Source organism: Nostoc cf. edaphicum LEGE 07299, from assembly GCF_015207245.1.
Taxonomy (GTDB): domain Bacteria; phylum Cyanobacteriota; class Cyanobacteriia; order Cyanobacteriales; family Nostocaceae; genus Nostoc; species Nostoc edaphicum_B.
Window position 1 is genome coordinate 1 of record NZ_JADEXF010000788.1, and the last position, 3,127, is coordinate 3,127.

Consider the following 3,127-nt stretch of genomic DNA (forward strand, 5'->3'; position numbering starts at 1 on the left):
CCACACAACCAACCATTGCAATCCACTTTAAACAGTCGCTACAACTTCCCCGATTTTACTAATATCGTAACCGCCGAGAATTTCAAATTGTGAGTGAACCATCCGATGTCCCAAAGTACTGAGCAACTGCTGCACTGGTGCTTCTTCTAAATATTCCTTGAGAATCACCAAATCATATCGTGACTGATGTAAAGGGATAAATCCCAACCCAAAGGCGGTAGCTACGGATGCTGTACTCATACCAGCATCGGCAACTCCCCTGACTACAGCTTGGGCAACATCTTGGTGACTTTTGAGTATATTGTCAAAGCCCTGAACAGCATCGAATGGTATCTGCTCTTTTTGGAGTGTTTGTTCCAAAAGCATCCGACTACCAGAACCGATTTCGCGGTTGACAATAGTCGCTCCCCCTGCAACTAAGTCATTAACTGTTCTAATTCCCATTGGGTTCCCTGACTTCAACAAAAGTCCCTCCTCCCAGACACCAAGGGTAATCAGAACTGCTTCCCTCCCAGCCAGAACATCTCGAACAAAGGGAGTATTATACTCACCAGTCTCAGGATCGTACAGATGCATCCCAGCAATGTGCGCCTCACCTCTGCATAGACTGTGCAATGCAGCCATGCTATTGGCGAAGTTATATTGAACTCGCAGTTGGGGATGCCAGCGTTCGGTGGCTCTTGCCCATAGTGAAATCACAGGGGCACAACCAGCAATCACAACCGTGTTGTGAAGTGTATCGAGATTATCGTCTAAAAGACGGACTCGAATTTTATTTGTACCTGTACAAGTCTCACCCTCACCATCAGCCGGAATCATATCTTGGCGAAAAGCATCCTTGCCAATCAAGGGATAAGCTATCCATTGTCCTCCCACACGAGCCATGCTAACTCGCAGTTGCTGACCATTAGGAACAGGTTTGGCAAGAACTGCTTCAATTTCAGGTAAATCCCGCTCTAACCAGAATAGATCCTCAACTTGACAGCCAAGCGCTTTGGCCAAGCGAAGTGTTATGGCTACTGAGGGAGCATATAGTCCCGACTCTACACCACTAATAGTCTGACGAGTCACATTAGCAATGTTAGCCAAATCTTGTTGGCTCATGCCTAAGCGAGTTCTAATCGACTTCAAGTTATTACGGAGGTCACTATCCTGCTTCATTGGCTTTGTCTCTTAGTTTCAAAAAGCCGTAGCGGATTTAACTTATATCTGCCAAGGCGAAAGTATGGTCTTTGAGTTTATATCATTTCTCTCTGACGACTTTTTGTGCTTTCGCTGTCTTGATTCCCCATATAAAAAGACTATCACAGAAATAGCCAATTTGCTTGCGAAGCGCAAATTATTTTTGCGGGTGGTTGTTTTTTACCTGCTATTTTGGCTCAAAAGCCCCAAATTCCGATAAACAGAGCATTTATTTTGCAGTAAATTTTTACCAACTAAATTGGTGGATAGTAGCGTCTAATACAGTTTTAGAGATTAGTTTCAGCTTTGATGCTTGATAGGCGAGTAATACAAACAGTAGAAAACATACCAAACAATTTCGCTTTTTGGGGTAAATTTTGCCCTGACGAAAAATTACCTATTTGACTAAAGTGAATATGCACATAGCATCAGCAAAGAATTGCTGTTTTAAGTTTTTGCACAATCAATTAGGTATTTACCAAAGTATGCAACAGATGGCAACAAAGCAATGGAGAGAGTAATGATTACCGAAGAAGATTTAGCCCAGCAATTTAACGTAATTATTGAACACACTCACCCACGTGTATGGAAACTGTTAAGCCAATGTTATATGAAGATAATCACTCATCATCCTCACTTAACAAGAGTGAATATAAAAATATGCATCCGCCATACAAAATACATTGCTATTTATTGCCATGACAGACTAATGAGTGCTGTAGTAAAACAAAAAAACCTACTCAAAGAAGTAGCAGAATACTTAGGGCTAGTTGAAGTTGTTTGCTTGAATGCCAATAACTTAATGCGCGATCGCCTCTCAAACCTCAAGCAAGCTTATCCCCAGTTGTGGTTAGACTTGCTGTGGATTGTCACTCAAGAACAATAACCTAGTAAACCTGATTTTTCTGCAATATTCAATCTGCAAAAAATCAAAAGTACCAATCTTCACCGCAGCTTCATTACTTTTGAAGCTTGCTAAAAACTTATGAATAAACCATGCCTACACCCAGATGATTTGCCTTCATCTCAAACAATTAAGCTGAGTGAAATACTATTTCGACAGCTTGAAGAAGCAACGAAAAAAAGCTTTTTTTTAGCGTGCGATCGCATGACACGGATTTTGTTATCGAGTTGTCATTGGTATTTCCAAATCAATAGTGGCGTTTTGACGTTGATCCTAATTTGTAATAACATGGAAAGCTATCGCAATATCATGAAAACTGTTCCCCAATTTGCCGATCGCTTAAAACAGTTTGCTAACAGAGCTAAAATTACTGTCAGTTCTCCAATTGACAAAGGTATACCGTGGGTACTCAGCATAGATAATGTCTTACCAGAAGGGGACTTGCCTAGTATCTGATAGATATACCAGAAAAATCGCGATCGCCCTGACTCCCGAATATTGGCGATCGCGCCAAAATCTTAAACCAATGCAAAGCTTTTAAGTGCTTTGTATCTGCTTATTTACCTGATCGGGAGATGTTGGGGAAATATTTGGGGTAAAACTGGGGTAATGTAAAAGGGTCTAGATGTTTACAAAGCAGCCGTGTTAAACAAAAATTATGTCGTCCGATCGAAGTAGATATTATCCCAAGACGACAATGGTCTTTTAAATAAGCATTAGCTTCTATAATTGCCATTTGACACACGGGTGTAGATCCGTTAAACGGATTTTGCGCTCTTTTATACCCTATATTGTCAAGTTAGGCACTTATATCTCGCATATAGATAACTTTTACCCTCACGACTGGAGAGCAAAATCTTGGGCATAGAATTACGCAGTTTCGTATTTCTCGACAGCCTGCAACCTCAACATGCAGCATATATGGGAACAGTAGCCCAAGGCTTCTTACCATTACCAGGAGATACATCACTGTGGATTGAAATATCTCCTGGTATCGAAATTAATAAAATTACGGATATAGCCCTGAAATCTGCCTCTGTC

At 41.0% G+C, this 3,127-nt stretch carries 3 protein-coding genes and 1 pseudogene; 3 read left to right on the top strand and 1 reads right to left on the bottom strand.

Features of this window, described 5'->3' with window-relative positions:
- Nucleotides 1–27 precede the first annotated feature (27 nt).
- Nucleotides 28–1,161 (bottom strand): substrate-binding domain-containing protein, encoded by a 1,134-nt coding sequence (locus IQ229_RS20675; RefSeq protein ID WP_194046937.1) that lies wholly within the window; start codon nucleotides 1,159–1,161, stop codon nucleotides 28–30.
- A gap of 541 nt (nucleotides 1,162–1,702) precedes the next feature.
- Here IQ229_RS20675 and IQ229_RS20680 point away from each other — a divergent pair.
- The 3 genes and pseudogenes from IQ229_RS20680 to IQ229_RS20690 form a co-directional block, all read left to right on the top strand.
- The gene (locus IQ229_RS20680) at nucleotides 1,703–2,068 is read left to right on the top strand and encodes a hypothetical protein (protein ID WP_194046938.1); all 366 of its coding nucleotides are present in this window, start codon (nucleotides 1,703–1,705) and stop codon (nucleotides 2,066–2,068) included.
- A 99-nt stretch (nucleotides 2,069–2,167) separates the two neighbouring features.
- A complete protein-coding gene (locus IQ229_RS20685) occupies nucleotides 2,168–2,542 on the top strand; it encodes a hypothetical protein (protein WP_194046939.1) in 375 nt (124 codons plus the stop codon).
- A gap of 402 nt (nucleotides 2,543–2,944) precedes the next feature.
- Nucleotides 2,945–3,127: pseudogene (locus IQ229_RS20690) on the top strand (hypothetical protein); the annotation flags it as partial.

Excerpts from the sequence above, each read along its gene's own strand:
- IQ229_RS20675 (WP_194046937.1), bottom strand. The coding sequence starts at position 1,161 with ATGAAGCAGGATAGTGACCTCCGTAATAACTTGAAGTCGATTAGAACT.
- IQ229_RS20680 (WP_194046938.1), top strand. The coding sequence starts at position 1,703 with ATGATTACCGAAGAAGATTTAGCCCAGCAATTTAACGTAATTATTGAA.
- IQ229_RS20685 (WP_194046939.1), top strand. The coding sequence starts at position 2,168 with ATGAATAAACCATGCCTACACCCAGATGATTTGCCTTCATCTCAAACA.